Origin of the sequence: Arsenicicoccus bolidensis DSM 15745 (genome assembly GCF_000426385.1) — a bacterium.
In the GTDB taxonomy this organism is placed as follows: domain Bacteria; phylum Actinomycetota; class Actinomycetes; order Actinomycetales; family Dermatophilaceae; genus Arsenicicoccus; species Arsenicicoccus bolidensis.
Genome location: NZ_AUFG01000007.1, coordinates 33,795 through 47,421 on the forward strand (window position 1 = coordinate 33,795; position 13,627 = coordinate 47,421).

15 protein-coding genes are annotated in these 13,627 nt (G+C 73.3%); 3 read left to right on the forward strand and 12 right to left on the reverse strand.

Annotated elements, in window-relative coordinates:
* Positions 1-211: 211 nt before the first annotated feature.
* From K313_RS0105630 to K313_RS0105655, 6 genes are all read right to left on the reverse strand, one after another.
* Positions 212-715 (reverse strand): hypothetical protein, encoded by a 504-nt coding sequence (locus K313_RS0105630; protein WP_156911159.1) that lies wholly within the window; start codon positions 713-715, stop codon positions 212-214.
* A gap of 8 nt (positions 716-723) precedes the next feature.
* The gene (locus K313_RS0105635) at positions 724-1,791 is read right to left on the reverse strand and encodes a hypothetical protein (RefSeq protein ID WP_156911161.1); all 1,068 of its coding nucleotides are present in this window, start codon (positions 1,789-1,791) and stop codon (positions 724-726) included.
* A 185-nt stretch (positions 1,792-1,976) separates the two neighbouring features.
* On the reverse strand, positions 1,977-3,554 hold the full coding sequence (locus K313_RS22130) for a protein kinase domain-containing protein (protein ID WP_169516826.1): 1,578 nt from the start codon (positions 3,552-3,554) through the stop codon (positions 1,977-1,979).
* A gap of 58 nt (positions 3,555-3,612) precedes the next feature.
* Positions 3,613-4,434: a hypothetical protein gene (locus K313_RS0105645; RefSeq protein ID WP_029210777.1), complete on the reverse strand. Its 822-nt coding sequence runs from the start codon at positions 4,432-4,434 to the stop codon at positions 3,613-3,615.
* Between the two features lie 8 nt (positions 4,435-4,442).
* On the reverse strand, positions 4,443-5,114 hold the full coding sequence (locus K313_RS0105650) for a SatD family protein (RefSeq protein ID WP_051274012.1): 672 nt from the start codon (positions 5,112-5,114) through the stop codon (positions 4,443-4,445).
* A gap of 107 nt (positions 5,115-5,221) precedes the next feature.
* Positions 5,222-5,437: a BldC family transcriptional regulator gene (locus K313_RS0105655; RefSeq protein WP_029210779.1), complete on the reverse strand. Its 216-nt coding sequence runs from the start codon at positions 5,435-5,437 to the stop codon at positions 5,222-5,224.
* A 411-nt stretch (positions 5,438-5,848) separates the two neighbouring features.
* Between K313_RS0105655 and K313_RS0105660 the strand changes: the two genes are divergently transcribed.
* Complete coding sequence (locus K313_RS0105660; RefSeq protein ID WP_019284959.1) at positions 5,849-6,046, forward strand: DUF3073 domain-containing protein; 198 nt, start codon at positions 5,849-5,851, stop codon at positions 6,044-6,046.
* A gap of 183 nt (positions 6,047-6,229) precedes the next feature.
* Here the strand turns inward: K313_RS0105660 and purM are convergent, their stop codons facing one another.
* From purM to K313_RS0105690, 6 genes are all read right to left on the reverse strand, one after another.
* Positions 6,230-7,342: a phosphoribosylformylglycinamidine cyclo-ligase gene (gene purM, locus K313_RS0105665; RefSeq protein ID WP_029210780.1), complete on the reverse strand. Its 1,113-nt coding sequence runs from the start codon at positions 7,340-7,342 to the stop codon at positions 6,230-6,232.
* A 61-nt stretch (positions 7,343-7,403) separates the two neighbouring features.
* Positions 7,404-8,876, reverse strand: a complete 1,473-nt coding sequence (gene purF / locus K313_RS0105670) for an amidophosphoribosyltransferase (protein ID WP_029210781.1) — start codon at positions 8,874-8,876, stop codon at positions 7,404-7,406.
* A 53-nt stretch (positions 8,877-8,929) separates the two neighbouring features.
* Positions 8,930-9,244 carry a hypothetical protein gene (locus K313_RS0105675; RefSeq protein ID WP_029210782.1) on the reverse strand — a complete coding sequence of 105 codons (315 nt, stop codon included), beginning with the start codon at positions 9,242-9,244 and terminating at the stop codon, positions 8,930-8,932.
* A gap of 9 nt (positions 9,245-9,253) precedes the next feature.
* Positions 9,254-10,291 (reverse strand): beta-1,6-N-acetylglucosaminyltransferase, encoded by a 1,038-nt coding sequence (locus K313_RS0105680; protein ID WP_029210783.1) that lies wholly within the window; start codon positions 10,289-10,291, stop codon positions 9,254-9,256.
* A 111-nt stretch (positions 10,292-10,402) separates the two neighbouring features.
* Positions 10,403-11,257, reverse strand: a complete 855-nt coding sequence (locus tag K313_RS0105685; protein WP_029210784.1) for an LLM class flavin-dependent oxidoreductase — start codon at positions 11,255-11,257, stop codon at positions 10,403-10,405.
* The gene (locus K313_RS0105690; protein WP_019284964.1) at positions 11,254-11,661 is read right to left on the reverse strand and encodes a sterol carrier family protein; all 408 of its coding nucleotides are present in this window, start codon (positions 11,659-11,661) and stop codon (positions 11,254-11,256) included. The genes K313_RS0105685 and K313_RS0105690 overlap by 4 nt, the downstream gene beginning before the upstream one ends.
* 14 nt (positions 11,662-11,675) lie before the next feature.
* Here K313_RS0105690 and K313_RS0105695 point away from each other — a divergent pair, with 14 nt between their 5' ends.
* Complete coding sequence (locus K313_RS0105695) at positions 11,676-12,722, forward strand: zinc-dependent alcohol dehydrogenase family protein (protein ID WP_029210785.1); 1,047 nt, start codon at positions 11,676-11,678, stop codon at positions 12,720-12,722.
* 19 nt (positions 12,723-12,741) lie between these two features.
* Complete coding sequence (locus K313_RS0105700) at positions 12,742-13,587, forward strand: spermidine synthase (RefSeq protein WP_276203026.1); 846 nt, start codon at positions 12,742-12,744, stop codon at positions 13,585-13,587.
* The last annotated feature ends 40 nt before the right edge of the window (positions 13,588-13,627 follow it).

Sequence of the window (13,627 nt, forward strand, 5' to 3'; positions counted from 1 at the left end):
CGCCGCGGCCCGGCGCTCGGGAGACCTGCGGTCGTGCCCGTCGAGCACGGCGATGTCGACCTGCCCCCAGCGGGTGCCGAGCGCGAGGGCACCCTCGAAGTCGAGGGCGTCGACCTGGGCGTCGGTCGCCTCCCGCAACCACAGCTGACGGGCGTCCCGGACGCTCGGGCTGTCGTCGACGATCACGATCCTCATCCGCGCCCGCCCGTCCTCATGCCAGCCTCGCGCGGGTCTCGGCGAGCAGCCTGCTCACCCGGCGCAGGTCGTCCGCGACCCCCTCGCGCAGCTCCCCGGCGTCAGCCCCGGCGACCAGTCGCTGCCCCTGCTCCACGACCGTCGTGAGGTAGTCGAGCTCGGCACCGGCCGCCGCACGTCGGGCCGCCTCGGTGCGGGCCTGCGCCTGGGCGCGGGCCTCGACCTGGACCTCGTTGCACGCGTCGTCCAGGGTGCGGCTGACGCACTGCGACCCCACATAGGCCATGAGCGGCCACACGAGCTCGGGGATCGCGAACCTCAGGGTGCCCTCGGTCGCCAGAGCGGTCAGCACGAGGCCGAGCACCAGTGCGGCGCGGCAGGCCAGGACGGCCCGTCGCGGCCGCACGACGAGACCAAGCATCATCGCCCACCCCACCATCGGCATGTTGAGCATCATGTCCTCCGGCCCGCGCGGCCCGTGACCGGCGAACCAGAGTCCCCCGAGGCAGGCTATCGGCACGGCACCGCTCAGGGCCACCAGGGGTTCCCCGGCGGTCCCCAGCGGCGCAGGACCCGATGGGCGACCACCGTGGAGAGGAGCAGGAGCGCGGCGACGGGCAGCGCGATCGCCGCCGGCACGACGGAGTGCTGGGGCACCGCGAGGATCAGCACGTATGCCGCCATCGCCGCCACGCCGGCCGCCGTCACCGACAGGGACAGCGGCTGCCCGTCCACCGCGGGCAGCACGACGGTCTCGTCGTCGACCTGCACCGAGACCTCCCCGTTCGGGCCGACCGTCGCGCTCCGGACCCGGACGACCCCACCTCCGCGTCCGGCGAGGTGCTGCCACAGCAGGCGCGCCTGAGACCGGCTCACGACGACCGTGCCGGCCGACGGGTCGACGTCGAAGAAGGTGAAGCGCGAGGCGTCGGGCTCGCTGGACCGGGTGGCCTGGGAGTAGACGTCGCAGGCGTCCCGCAGGTAGTAGGCCTCGGCGCGGGTCGCCCGGCCGAGCTGCTGCTTGTGCTGGGACACGGCCTTGCGCAGCTCGGTCGCCTCGTCCACCCCGGCGCCTCCCAGGGCGAAGATGGTCACCTGCAGCTGGTCGATGGCCTCCGCACCGACCCCCGTCACGACGGCGTTGCGCCCCGCCAGGCGGGCGGCGGCCAGCGACGCCTGCGCCGAGCGCTCGACGAGGGCCTCGTGACGCCGGACCTCCTCGGCGACGAGCCACACGAGGGACCGGCCGAGCAGCACGCCGATCAGCACGAACCCCGTGGTGACCACCAGGTAGGGCTCCGAGCCGACCAGCGACCTCGCGGCCGCCGTCACGCCGATCGTCACGGCGGTCAGCACCAGGCCGGTCGACAGGCGCCGCGCCGACACGAAGGCGACGAGCGGGATCACGACCATCACGGCGGCCGTGTGGGGGTAGTGCGCCCAGCCCAGCAGCGACCACACCGTCGCGTCGACGAGGTCCGCCGCCACTCGCCACCGGACCCCGGGGCCGCGCCCGGCCCGCAGCCGCGACCACAGCCACAGGTCGTGGACCACGCACAGGGCCAGCAAGGCCCAGCGCCGGGGGTGTCGGCCCACCCCCACGTCCCCACCAGCAGCCAGAGGCGCGCGGTGAGTCGCACGACGAGGGTGACCGTCGCCTCGTTGCGATGGACGGCCCTCAGGGCCACGGCGCTCAGGCCGCCGACTGGTGGTGCCACGTCGTCAGGATCGCACCTGCCGCCCGCAACTCGGAGCAGCGGCACTTGAGGCCTTCAGCAGCGTCAGGCGGCGGGGAGCGCGCCGGCCACGACGTCGGCCGCCGACGTGATGGACTGCGCGGTCTCGCTGGAGACCGACCCGTCCTGGACACTGCTCTGGACCGCGCCGCTCAGCTCACCCAGCGCCGCGCGCGCGGCACCGGCATCCTGCTGACGGATGGCCTTGTCGAGCGAGCGCAGGCTCTTGGACGCGTCCTTGCCCGAGGACCCGGACAGCTGCGCACCCTGGACGACGTCGCCCAGCGTCGACGCGGCCGCGGAGGCCGAACCGGTCCAGGTCGGCGCCGGGTCGCTGGGCTCCTCGGTCGGGGTCGACGGCTGCTCGGTCGGGGTCGTCGGCTGCTCGGTCGGGGTCGTCGGCTCCTGCGTCGGGGTCGTCGGGGCACTGGAGGTCGGCCTCTGGGTGGGGGTCTGCGTGACGGTCACCGTCGGGGCCGAGGTCGTCCTCGTGGGGGCGGTCGTGCGGGCGGTGGTGCTCGTCGCCGTGGGGGTCGGGACGGTGGGCGTGTCGGTCGAGGGGCCGGTCCCCCGGAGCACGAACCACCACAGGGCACCGACCGTCGCCGCCAGCAGGAGGAGCATCACCCACAGCGCCCCCATGCCGCGGCGCCGCGGGCGGTCGGGCTCGTCACGGTAGGCCGTGGCCTGCGTGACCGTGCGCGGTGCGGGCTCGGGGGCCCGCACCGCGGGAGGGAGCACGGTGGTGGCGGCCGCCGCGGCTCCGGCGACCGGCAGCACCGTCGTGGAGGGCGCGGCGCCGCGGCGGATGGCAGCGATCCGGCCGGCGACGTCAGCGGCGCTGGCGGGTCGGTCCTGGGGCGACTTGGCCAGCAGCTGGGCGACCAGGTCGTCGACGGCCTGCGGCACCCCGGGGCGGCGCTCGGACGGCAGCGGCGGGGGCGTGCTCAGGTGGTGGTGCAGGATCGACAGAGGGTGCTCGCCCTCGAACGGCGGCTCGCTGGTCAGCAGGGTCATGAGGACGCAGCCGAGGGAGTACAGGTCGCTCTGCGGGGTGGCCGTCCCGCCGGTGGCCTGCTCCGGAGACAGGTATGGCGCGCTGCCGATGACCGTGGCGGTCGCCGTCAGCTGGCTGGTGCGAGCCTGGTCCAGGCGGGCGATCCCGAAGTCCACCATCTTGAGGGTGCCGCGCTCGTCGAGCATGAGGTTGCTGGGCTTGACGTCACGGTGCACGACGCCCGCCCGGTGCGCGGCGCCGAGGGCGGAGGCCACCTCCTGGGTGTAGGCGAGCGCCCGGTCGACCGGGAGCGGCCCCTGGTCGCGGACCAGCTCGTCGAGGCTGGGCCCGCTCAGCAGCTCCATGACGAGATAGGCCGTGTGGCCGTCGACGCCGTTGTCGAAGATCGTGACGATGTTGGGGTGGGACAGCGCCGCGGTGGCGTGGGCCTCCTGCTGGAACCTCTCGGCCGCCACCTCGTCGCCGGTGGCCGCCAGGTCGACCGTCTTGACGGCCACCCGGCGTTGCAGCCGGGTGTCGACGGCAGACCAGACCTGGCCCATCCCGCCGCGGCCGATCTGGCGCTCCAGGCGGTACCGGTTGGCGAGGACGATGTCTCCACTCATGGACGCCATTGTCACGCATGGCCCGGGGCGTGGGCCCCGATCGGCCCGGCGCGCCTGGTCAGAGCGCGAGCAGGGCGCACCCGAGAGCCACCAGCCACGAGGTGAAGCTGCCCAGGAGGAAGTACTCGGTCACGACGTCGATCCGTTGACCCGGCCCGCGCTGGTCCTGCAGCTCGGGGAAGCGCAGGATCCCCTTGGCGGCGATGACGACGGAGGCTGCGGTCGCCTGGCCCGCGAGGGCGAGCCCGACGACGAAGACACGCTCCATCGGGCCCAGCCAGCGCCCGCCGCGCAGGACCCCGGGCTGGCTGTGCGCGCCGGCCGCGTCGAGGACGAGACGCACGACGACGTTGCCGGTGCCGATCTGCGCCAGCATCACGGCGAGGACCATCAGCGCGCGGTCGAGCGGCACCCGGCCGAGCCGGGGCAGGCCGAGCGAGCCCCACCACCGGGCCAGCGGCCCACCGGCGGCGGCGTCGACCCCGGCCAGCGCGAAGAGTGCCACGAGTCCCACCAGGAGGGAGGCGCCGGCCACCAGCCGGTGCCGTCCGGCGCTCCGCAGCAGAGCGGCGGCCGCGGCCGAGGGGTCGTGGGCGCGGTCGTCGCCGTCGCCCTCGCCGTCGCCGTGGTCGCGTGCCCGGAGCCCGCTGCTCACGGCGGCCGCCGACGAGCGGGCCCACACGACGAGCAGCAGCACGATCCCGAGCAGTGCGAGCAGGTGCCAGCCGCCACGCTGCCCGAGCAGGGGCCAGGACAGCACGGCCACGGGGACGGAGACCAGGACTGGCAGCCACGAGGGCCGCCGACCCCCGAGCTCCGCGCCGGGGCGCGCCAGGTCGCCGGCTCCCAGCGCCAGCAGCCACACGGCGAGATAGGTCATGGTGCTCCTCAGCGGTCGCGGGCAGGCTGGGTGAGGATCTCGTGCGCCTCCCTGATGGCTCCGAGGCTCTCTCGCGCCACCAGCTGGGAGACCGCCGACTGCGTGATCCCCTCCTGCTCGGCCACCATTGTCTGCGTGAGGTCTGACATGACCCCCAGGAGCACCCGCAGGGGCCGCGCGTCCAGCCTGGAGACGAGCTCGTCGCGCAGGACCAGCGTGGCGAGGATGGTGGCTGCGGCGCCGGAGGGCCGGTCCGGGTCCTCGACGTACCACGTGCGGCAGGACCGCGTGCCCGCCGAGGCGGCCCGGCGCTCGGCCTCCTCCACGGCCTCTCGGGCGGCCCACCAGGCGCTGCCGTCCTGCAGGGGCGGGACGTGGCCGTGGTCGATCACCTGCACCAGGCCGCGCCCGATGCCACACCTGACGTCGACCTGCGGCAGCGTGTGCAGCCGGACGAGCAGCGAAGCAAGGACGGCGGACCCGACGTCGGCGTACACCCCTTGGAACTCGTCGCTGACCGTCGTGGTGAGCGGCTCGAGCGCGGGCACCACCTGCTCGACCTGGCGGAGCGCGGCGCCGAGGTGCTCGTGCAGGACGCGCCGGTTGCCGGCACGCCGGGACCCGACGACGTCCCCCAGCAGCGCGTAGACCGCGGGGTCGGACGATCCGGAGGAGGTCACGACATCAGAGAATAGCTCATTTCCGACTCAGTATCAGTCATCTGCTGATATCGAGGAGGACATCAGTGGCGCAACCGGCCACCGCTGGGTCACGCGCCTGCAGCGGCTCAGGTCGCCTGCCTCATGCGGGCGGTCTCGCCGACACCGTCGAGCAGCTGGCGGATCTCGCTCTCGCGGTAGCGCCGATGCCCCCCGAGCGTGCGGATCGAGTTGAGCTTGCCCGCCTTGGCCCACCGGGTCACGGTCTTGGGGTCGACCCGGAAGAGCTCGGCGACCTCGGCCGGGGTCAAGAGCTTCTCGCTGTCCTGCTCGCGGTGTGGCATGTGATCTCCCCGCTCTCGACGGAAGGTGCTCCCCCCGTGCAACGACGCCCCCCGGCGCCTCACCACCTGGCCGCTTCCATCTCAGAAGTGACCCTGGGTAGTCGAATCGGGCTACGGGTAGACTCAATTTCCTTCTTAGAATACTACGTATCGTGACATATGCGGGTTCTGTGCATCTCGATACGCCCGTATGGGTGCATCAACGCCCGAACCAACGCGAATCCAGTCAGCCCGGACATCACGTCCCGTGACTGCCCGTGGGCACGCGAGGATGCTCGACTCCACAGATGGCCCTCCCAGCATGTACCGTGTCCCTCACGAAGACACGAGATTCCCGGGGTCGCTCCGCCCGCTACGGCACCAGCCGCAGCCAGCGATGCCACTCCGGCAGACGCGCGAGGGGGTCACGCCATGGGGCGCGGCCGGGCCAAAGCCAAGCAGACCAAGGTTGCCCGGGAGCTGAAGTACTTCTCTCCCGACACCGACCTGAGTGCTCTTGAGCGAGAACTGCACGCATCGACGCAACGGGACACCGGCGAGCCACGCCGTGAACCGGATGACGACGACGGCTACGACGACTACGACCGGTGGTCCGCCGGTGGGCGCTGACCCATCGGGCCCGACCTGCCTCCTCGGCGGGTGGGTGACCCGATGTCGTCAGGTCGTCGCGCCGCCCGACCCCTGACGGGCGGGTCGGCATACCGCACATCGGACGGGGAGGGTGTCACCAGCTGGTGACACCCTCCCCGTCCGTCCGCCGTCCCCGTCTCAGACGCGGCTCCGGACTCGCTCTCAGACCCGGTGGGCGCCGACCAGCTGGACCGATCCCCCGTCGACGCCCTTGGCGCCCCGCACGACCTCGTGCCCGGGGTCTGCCGCGACGTCAGCGGCGTCCGACACCCGACCCATGACCCACGCGGGCAGGTCGCGCTCGCTGCACAGGTCCAGGGCGCGGTCGACCGCCGTCTCGGGAAGCACCGCCACGAAGCCCACCCCCATGTTGAGGGTGCGCTCGAGGTCGGACTGCGGCACCCGGCCGAGCTCCTGGACCAGACCGAAGATCGGCGGCGGCGTCCACGTCGCACGGTCCACGGTGACGAGCACCCCCTGGGGCAGGACCCGCGCGAGGTTGGCGGCGAGCCCACCCCCCGTGACATGGCTCAGCGCGTGGACGTCCACGCCGTCGGCCCGGATCAGCGCGAGCAGGTCGCGGGCATAGACCCTGGTGGGTGTCAGCAGCGACTCGCCCAGGGTGCTGCCGAGCTCGGGGACGTCCCGGTCGTAGTCCCACGACGCGTGGGCGAAGACACGTCGCACCAACGAGTACCCATTGGAGTGAAGCCCCGACGAGGCCAGCCCCAGCACGACGTCGCCCGCCCGCACCCGCTGGGGGCCGAGGACCTCGTCGTGCTCGACGACCCCGGTCGCGGCGCCCGCGCAGTCGTACTCGTCGGGTTCGAGCAGACCGGGGTGCTCGGCGGTCTCCCCGCCGACCAGGGCGACGCCCGCCTGCTCGCACGCGGCCGCGATGCCGGAGACGATGGCGGCGATGCGCTCGGGCACGACCTTGCCGGTGGCGATGTAGTCGGTCATGAAGAGCGGCTCGGCCCCGCACACCACGATGTCGTCGACGACCATGCCGACGAGGTCGAAGCCGATGGTGTCGTGCCGGTCCATGGCTTGCGCGACGGCGACCTTGGTCCCCACCCCGTCGGTCGACGTGGCCAGGACCGGGCGGCGCATCCCGGCGAGCGCCGAGGCGTCGAACATCCCCGCGAACCCGCCGAGCCCGCCGAGCACCTCGGGACGGGTCGCGCGTCGCACCGACGCCTTCATCAGCTCGACGGCCTTGTCGCCGGCCTCCACGTCGACCCCTGCCGACGCGTAGGTGATGGGCTCGCTCACGAGGGACCTTTCGTTGCGGGTGTGCAGGTGGGCCGTCCGGCTCCGGGCAAGACGCGGACGGTCAGGCGTGGGCGGGGTCGAGGACGACCGCCTGGTCGTCGGGGACGCCGAGGGGGTACGTGCCCGAGAAGCACGCGGTGCACAGCTGCTCGCGGGGCTGGTGGGTCGCGGCGATCATGCCGTCCTCGCTGATGTAGCCGAGGCTGTCGGCTCCGACGGACCGCCGAACGCCCTCGACGTCGATGCCGGTCGCGATCAGCTCGGCCCGGCTCGCGAAGTCGATGCCGTAGAAGCAGGGCCAGCGCACCGGCGGCGAGGAGATCCGGACGTGGACCTCGGCCGCCCCGGCCTCGCGCAGCATGCGGACCAGCGCCCGCTGGGTGTTGCCGCGCACGATCGAGTCGTCGACCACGATCAGCCGCTTGCCCTTGATGACGTCACGCAGCGGGTTGAGCTTGAGCCGGATGCCGAGCTGCCGGATGGTCTGGGACGGGGCGATGAAGGTGCGGCCGACATAGGCATTCTTGACCAGGCCCTGGCCGTAGGGGATCCCCGACTCCTCCGCGTAGCCGATCGCCGCAGGGGTGCCCGACTCCGGGGACGGCATGACCATGTCCGCCTCGACCGGGTGCTGGCGCGCCAGCTCGCGCCCCATGTCGACCCGCGCCTCGTAGACGCCGCGCCCCGCGATCGTCGTGTCCGGTCGGGCGAGGTAGACGTACTCGAAGACGCAGCCCTTGGGCTCGGGCTCGGCGAAGCGCCGCGTGCGCAGGCCCTGCTCGTCGACGACGACCAGCTCGCCCGGCTCGACCTCGCGCACATAGCTGGCGCCGACGATGTCCAGGGCGGCGGTCTCGGACGCCACGACCCAGCCGCGCTCCAGCCGTCCGATCACCAGCGGCCGGACGCCCTGCGGGTCGCGCGCGGCATACAGGGTGTGCTCGTCCATGAAGACGAAGCAGAAGGCGCCCTTGACCAGGGGCAGCTGCTCCATGGCCGCCTCCTCGAGGGAGACGTCCTCGGCCCGGCTGCCCAGCAGCGAGGTGACGATGGCGGTGTCCGTCGTGTTGCCACGACGCAGCTCCCCGCCCGCCGTGCCGAACCCGTCGACGTGACGGGCGGACAGCAGCCCGCGCAGCTCGGAGGTGTTGATGAGGTTGCCGTTGTGGGCGAGCGCGATCGTGTGGTGGGCCGTGCCGCCCAGCGTGGGCTGGGCGTTCTCCCACTTGCTGGCCCCAGTGGTGGAGTAGCGGGTGTGCCCGATGGCGAGGTGCCCGGTCAGGGACCCGAGGGCGGTCTCGTCGAACACCTGGGACACCAGCCCCATGTCCTTGTAGACGAGGACGCGCTCTCCGTCGGACGTCGCGATCCCCGCCGACTCCTGCCCGCGGTGCTGCAGGGCGTAGAGACCGTAGTAGGTGAGCTTGCCGACCTCCTCGCCGGGCGCCCAGACGCCGAAGACCCCGCAGGAGTCCTGGGGCCCGGTCTCGCCGGGAAGGATGTCGTGATTGAGTCGACCGTCACCTCGTGTCACGGGCCCAGTGTCCCACAGCGCGGTCGACCCGTCGTCGCCTCGGCGTCAGCGCCTCAGCGTCGGCGGTCGAGGAGCACGGCCACCAGGGCGCCGAGGAGGGCACCCAGGCCACCGCCGAGGACGCCGAAGAACATCATGACGCGCCCTATGCCATAGGTCGCCGTCTGGCTGGCGCCGCTCACCGCGACAGGGTCCGGCCGCAGCAGCAGCGCCACCCCGGTCGCCAGCGCGAAGCCGAGAACCGCGCCGACGACGATGAAGCGGGAGAAGATCGGGCGCCGCCCACCCCGCGCCGGGGAGGGGTCGGTGGCGGGGGCCGGCACGGGGTCCTTGCCGGCGTCCGTGCTGACATCAGGGCGGTCGCTCACCGCCGCAGTCTATCCGCGCGCGGCGGCGAGCCCGGTCGCGACGGGGGGCAGCCCGGGGGCCCGCTCGGCGCCGGTGAGCTTGACCTCGCCCGGGACCGCTTCCTCCATCGCAGGCACCTCGTCGCCCCGCCGGGCGCAGAGGCGGTCCGCCTCGGCCACGACCGCGTCGTCCACGTCCGCGGGCAGCTTGCGGGCGAAGGCGGCCGGGGTCCGGGCCGCGAGGGCCAGCTCGTCGAGATCGAGCCAGGTGGGGCTCCACTCGTCGTAGCGGAACCGGGCGAAGGTCGTCGGGCAGTCCATGATCCGCAGCTGCGCGTCGGCCAGCAGCAGGGACTGGATGTAGGACTCGTCGGGGATGCGGACGGTGCGGAAGAAGGTCTGCGTGAGCCGGTCGTCGTGGTGGCGGCGCAGGAGGCTCTCGACGGCGCGACCCGTCAGGGTCACCCACAGCGCCCCCTTGAGGACATCCACCGGGGCGGGGCGCCGCAGCAGCTCGGGACGTCGCAGACCGAGGATCCACCGGGGGTCCCGCCGACCTTGATAGAACATGACGACCGACCGGAAGCGGCGCGCCACGAGGCGCCAGGCGAGCTTGACGACCCGGCGGACCAGCACCGGCCCCACGTGCGGCAGTTCGACGGTCCACCAGCGGTAGTGCCAGTCGTCGGTCATCGGGGGGTAGACGTCGATCAGCGCGTCGACGCCGGCGCGCCGCACCTCGTCCTCCCAGGCGGCGAGGTCGCGGATCGGGTAGTCCTGGCCGGAGAGCAGCACCACGTGCTCGGCGTCGACGGTGCGCCTCACGTGCTCAAGCACCTCGAGAGCCGCCCGGGTCATCGACCAGTCACCCCAGACGATGTCGATGTCGCTGCGGTGCACGGTCGCGCCGAGCGGCTCGAGGTCCTCGCGCGAGACGAGGCCGGGCACGCTGTGCCGCACGACGATGGCGGCGTCGGGACTGAGCTCGCGGATCCGGCCCACGACGCGCAGGATCCCCCCAGGATCGGCGTGGCACATCAGGACGTAGCAGAACCGCGACGATGTCATGGTCGTTCTCCCCCCCCCCCAGGAAGCGTCCTCCCTCGGACGCCTCAGGACGAGACTAACGGAGCGTCACCTGCCCCGTGAACGGTTGTGCACAGGGAACGCGTCAGACGGTCACCGACGCGTCAGGAGGCGTGCCGCGACCTGCTCGAGGACGGCCGGGTCCCCGGCATATGGCCCGTCTGGTCGCGGCCAATGGGTGATCACGTCGGTGAACCCCAGCTCGGCCACCCGCCCCACCACCTCCTCGAAGCGGTCGACGGACGAGAGGGACAGGTCACCGGACGGGTCGACGTGGACGTAGCGGCGGAAGCCCTGCGGCGGCCCGAGGTCGTCCATCCGCCGCGACAGCTCCTCGAGGCTGCGCCACCAGGCCTCACGGTCGTCGCCGTGGGTTCCGGTCGTGACCCAGGCGTCCCCCAGCGCGACGGCGAGCCGCTGCGACCGTGGGCCGTTGGCGGCCATCACCACCGTGGGGCGGGGGTCCGCGACCGGGAGCGTCCGGGCGTCCCGGCAGGTGAAGTACTCCCCCTCGTGGTCGACGTGGTCCTCGCGCAGCAGCCGGTCGAGCAGGCGGGCGAACTCCTCGAACCGGTCGACCCGCTGACGCACCGTCAGCTCCGGCCCACCCAGCACGCGCGAGTCGAGGTCACCACCGGTGCCGAGACCGAGCAGCAGCCGGCCGTCGCTGACGTCCTGCAACGACTGCACGTCCCGGACGAACGCCGCCGGGTGCCGGAAGTTGGGCGACGCCACGAAGGTGCCGATCCCGACGTGCCGGGTGACCAGGGCGGCGGCCGTCAGGGTCGAGACGGTGCCGTACCACGGCGAGTCCGGCAGACCGCCCCACGTGAGGTGGTCGTAGGTCCACAGGTGGTCGAAACCCATCTCCTCGGCGGCCCGCCAGCGGGGCTCTGCCTCCCTCCAGCGCACCTCCGGCAGGATGGTCAGGCCGATGCGCGGCGTCATACGAGATCCTCCTGGTCGGACGAGGCGCCGGCCGTCCCGGCGCCGGGCGCCAGCGGCAGCAGCGAGGTGAGGTCGGAGCGCTGGCCGCTCGCGCGGACCCGGCCGCCCGAGACCGCGGCCGTCCAGGTCAGGGCCCCGGTCGCCAGCTGCAGCCAGGTGGTCGCGTCGGTCTCGACCGTGCTGGGCGGGGTGCCGCGGGTGTGCACCGGGCCCTCGACGGCCTGGACCGCGCCGTATGGCGGGACGCGCACCTCCAGGGAGCGCCCGGGGTATCGCGCGCCGAGCTCCTCCAGCGTGTATCGCACGGCCGTGGCCACCGTCTGGCGCGGCGCTGCGGGATCGGCCTGCCAGGCGGCGAGCGCCTCGGCGCCCTGGTCGGCGGGGATGCGGCGACGGGTTGGCATGTCACGATGGTGGCATGCGCGCAACGATGATCCATGCAGCCCGTGACATCCGTCTCGAGGAGGCCCCCGCCCCATCGGTCCTGACCCCCACCGACGCCGTGGTCCGGGTCGTCCGGTCCTGCATCTGCGGGTCAGACCTGTGGCCCTACCGCGGCGAGAACCCCACCGACGAGCCCCACCCGATCGGTCACGAGTACGTCGGCGTCGTGGAGGAGGTCGGCGAGGAGGTCAAGAACGTCGCGCCCGGCCAGTTCGTCATCGGCGGGTTCACATACTCCGACAACACCTGTGAGATCTGCCAGGCCGGGGTGCACAGCGCCTGCCTGCACGGTGGGTTCTACGGCTCCAAGGACCGCGCCGGCCTGCCCGTGGGTGGCTGCCAGGCGGAGTACCTCCGCGTCCCGCTCGCCGACGGCACCCTCGTCGCCACCCCCGAGATGCCGTCCGACGACCTGCTGCCGTCGCTGCTCACGCTGTCCGACGTCATGGCCACCGGGTGGCACGCCGCGGTCTCCGCCGACGTCCGCGAGGGCCACACGGCGGTGGTCGTGGGCGACGGCGCCGTCGGTCTGTGCGGGGTGCTGGCCGCCCGCGAGCTCGGCGCCGAGCGCATCATCGCCATGTCCCGCCACGCGTCCCGGCAGGCCATCGCCCGGGAGCTCGGGGCGACCGACGTCGTCGAGGAGCGTGGCGAGGAGGGCGCGGAGCGCGTGCGCGAGCTCACCGGCGGCCTCGGTGCCCACAGCGTCCTGGAGTGCGTCGGCACCGGCGGCTCGATGGAGCAGGCCTTCGCCGCGGCGCGTCCCGGCGGACGCGTGGGGTTCGTCGGGGTGCCGCACGGCGTCGAGCTCCCCGTCGAGCGGATGTTCCGCAAGAACATCTCCCTGGCCGGCGGCATGGCCCCGGTGCGGCGCTACCTCCCCCACCTCGTCTCCTCCGTGCTCGCCGGGCAGATCGCCCCGGGCGCGGTCTTCGACCTGACGCTGCCGCTCGACGACGTCGCCGAGGGCTACCGCGCGATGGACGAGCGCCGCGCGATCAAGGTCATGCTCACGCCGTGACGGCGACCTGCGAGCAGCGGTGAGCGACAACGGCATACGCATCGACTGGGTCGAGGGGCGAGCCGCCGGGCGCGCCGCGACGGTGATGCGCGACGGCCACCCGCAGTCCTTCGTCGACCTCGATGACCCGACCGTCCTGGCGTTCGAGTACGTCCAGCACCTTGCGTGCGTCCTGGACTCCCTCCCGCCCGGTCCGCTGGGCGTGACGCACGTCGGCGGCGCTGGGCTGTCGCTGGCTCGCTACGTCGAGGCCACGCGCCCCGGGTCGCCCCAGATCGTGCTCGAGCCCGACGCCGAGCTCACCGAGGTGGTCCGCCGCGAGCTGCCCCTCCCCCGACGGCACCGGATCCGGGTGCGGCCCGTGGACGGCCGGTCGGGGGTGGCAGCCCTGCGGGACGGGTCGGCTGATGTGGTCGTGGTCGACGCGTATGACGGCGGCCGGGTGCCCCCCGAGCTCGGCACCGTGGAGTTCCTGACCGACGTGCGTCGCGTCCTGCGTGCTGACGGGCTCGTCCTGCTGAACCTCGCCGACGAGCCGTCGTGGCGCTATGTCGCGGCCGTGGCCGCCGGGGCGGGGGTGGCGGGGCTCGACCACCAGGCCGTGCTGGCCACTCACGACGTGCTCAAGGGGCGACGCTTCGGCAACTCGGTGCTGGTCGCGGCGGGCTCGACCGCCGACCTCGACCTGGTCGAGCTGCGCCGCCACGTGGCCCGGTCACCGTTCCCCACGGGCATGTGGTCCGGTGCCGAGCTGGCCCGCCGCGCCCGGTCGGCGCGTGCGCTCACCGACGCGCTCGCCGCCGCGGACCCCGACGCCGCCTCGTCCCCGCGGCCTCCGGACCTCGGACGCTGGCGCCTGCGCTGACGGCCTCGGGGCGACCTCACCGCAACGGCACGAACCGGCA

What these genes read in the sequence shown, in the direction of transcription:
- K313_RS22130 (WP_169516826.1), bottom strand. Translation starts at nt 3,554, where the DNA reads ATGAGTGGAGACATCGTCCTCGCCAACCGGTACCGCCTGGAGCGCCAG.
- K313_RS0105645 (WP_029210777.1), bottom strand. Translation starts at nt 4,434, where the DNA reads ATGACCTATCTCGCCGTGTGGCTGCTGGCGCTGGGAGCCGGCGACCTG.
- K313_RS0105655 (WP_029210779.1), bottom strand. Translation starts at nt 5,437, where the DNA reads ATGCCACACCGCGAGCAGGACAGCGAGAAGCTCTTGACCCCGGCCGAG.
- K313_RS0105660 (WP_019284959.1), top strand. Translation starts at nt 5,849, where the DNA reads ATGGGGCGCGGCCGGGCCAAAGCCAAGCAGACCAAGGTTGCCCGGGAG.
- K313_RS0105680 (WP_029210783.1), bottom strand. Translation starts at nt 10,291, where the DNA reads ATGACATCGTCGCGGTTCTGCTACGTCCTGATGTGCCACGCCGATCCT.
- K313_RS0105685 (WP_029210784.1), bottom strand. Translation starts at nt 11,257, where the DNA reads ATGACGCCGCGCATCGGCCTGACCATCCTGCCGGAGGTGCGCTGGAGG.
- K313_RS0105690 (WP_019284964.1), bottom strand. Translation starts at nt 11,661, where the DNA reads ATGCCAACCCGTCGCCGCATCCCCGCCGACCAGGGCGCCGAGGCGCTC.
- K313_RS0105695 (WP_029210785.1), top strand. Translation starts at nt 11,676, where the DNA reads ATGCGCGCAACGATGATCCATGCAGCCCGTGACATCCGTCTCGAGGAG.